Source organism: Caballeronia calidae, assembly GCF_900044055.2.
Classification (GTDB): domain Bacteria; phylum Pseudomonadota; class Gammaproteobacteria; order Burkholderiales; family Burkholderiaceae; genus Caballeronia; species Caballeronia calidae.
In genome coordinates this window covers 1-1,473 of record NZ_FCOX02000268.1, presented here as the reverse complement: position 1 = coordinate 1,473, position 1,473 = coordinate 1, and the positions used below count along the sequence as shown (strand labels likewise).

The following is a 1,473-nucleotide window of genomic DNA, read 5'->3' as shown; positions in this document are numbered from 1 at the left end:
TAAAAGAGAAGCTCAAAAGCAGTTAAAGTTGAACGTCCTGCGGCCACGCCGTTAGATAGAAGTCCGCGGAACCCCGGGAGTGACGCTTGACGAGCGGCCGAACATCGCGGGGGGGCGGGCAGAGATGTTGTTGAGGAGGTTTGCTGACGACCTCAGGACCGGTATTCCGCTGGCGTGTCGCTGGTAGTCTGGCGCGGGATTCTGCAGCCGCACTGACAACGCACACAGGAACGGATGGCAGAGCACGAGGTGGTGCTTTGCATCGGCGCAACGCGGCCGGTATCTGCATCCGACGTACGTACAATGCCAACCCTTACCCCCAAGTAATGTAAAGCTTGGAGACGGCCGATGGCTCCGAGCCTCACACATGAATCGCGGCACCTCAGGACATACATGCCGCACTCATCGCCTTTATGAAAATAGTAACAGGTCGTGCATCGCTTCTTGCCTCGCCTCTTCCGGTAGCCATCGAATATTGGCTCTAAGTGCCAACAAAGGTGCTGCCCGCTCCTCAACGTCAAGTAGGTTGATCGATGCGAGAATATGGCCAAATGCCCCGACTAATCCAGCCTCGAAGAACTTGCGGGCCCCTGACGCGATGGCATGTAGTAATTCTCCTTTTACCCCGGGATCAACTATCGCTGCTACCGCGCCTAAAAGATCGTCGAGTCCGTCCATGCGATTGGCTTCGGGAAGCTCGGCGCACTCGGAGGCAAGCGCACGCAAAGGCTCTATACGCTCGCGCGACTCCAAATCGCCAATTGCCTTCAGGACAAACTGGAACACCTGCAGGCGATGAACTTCCCGCAACAATTCGATGCTATTCGCAAGCACAGCCAGTGCTGGCGCCTTTGCCTCCGTATTACAACTATCCGCCGCATTCAGAAGGTGATAGACAATAGACAGCCTGTCTTCCCCCGAGAGCTGATCTATCTCGCTCATCAGCGTCGACAACGGTTCGATCTGATCGCCGATGTCCTGCGCTAGAATGCGCTGCACCAGCTTCCGCAACCGGCTATCCACAAAGCCGTCAGGAAGCTTGTTCAGGACCGATGCGAGTGCCGATAGGGGCCTCACGCGAAGATTGAGCGAGAGCGCATCGCTTTCGGTCAGCAAACGGTCAAACATCGACGGTCGCCGGTTTCGTGGAATCTCCGCCAACTTCGACGCAAGCATGGTGAGCACCCGGCTCCGAGTCGCAGGGCCCGCGTTTTTGATCGAGCTCAGCAAGGCATCGAAAATCTCATAGCAATGTTCTGTAGGAATCGAATTTTTCACCTCAAGAGTCGTCTCAAGTATTAAGCTGTGCAAGCCTTCCACCTGCTCGAGTTGCGCTCTTTCCGTCGTCGAATTTCTTGCATCATTGTGAAGCTTAGAAATGCCTTTGAGGAATGCCGCCTTTTGATCCTGCTTGAGGTGGTGAAATTTCTTGACGACGTACTTCGTCGCATCAGCCCCAAGCATGATGGAACT

Annotated in this window: 1 protein-coding gene; it reads right to left on the bottom strand. The window is 55.1% G+C overall.

All coding sequences use genetic code 11. From position 1 onward, the window contains the following. Nucleotides 1-411: 411 nt before the first annotated feature. Nucleotides 412-1,473: hypothetical protein (locus AWB78_RS42525; RefSeq protein WP_157697912.1), on the bottom strand; the 1,062-nt coding region annotated here is incomplete at its 5' end.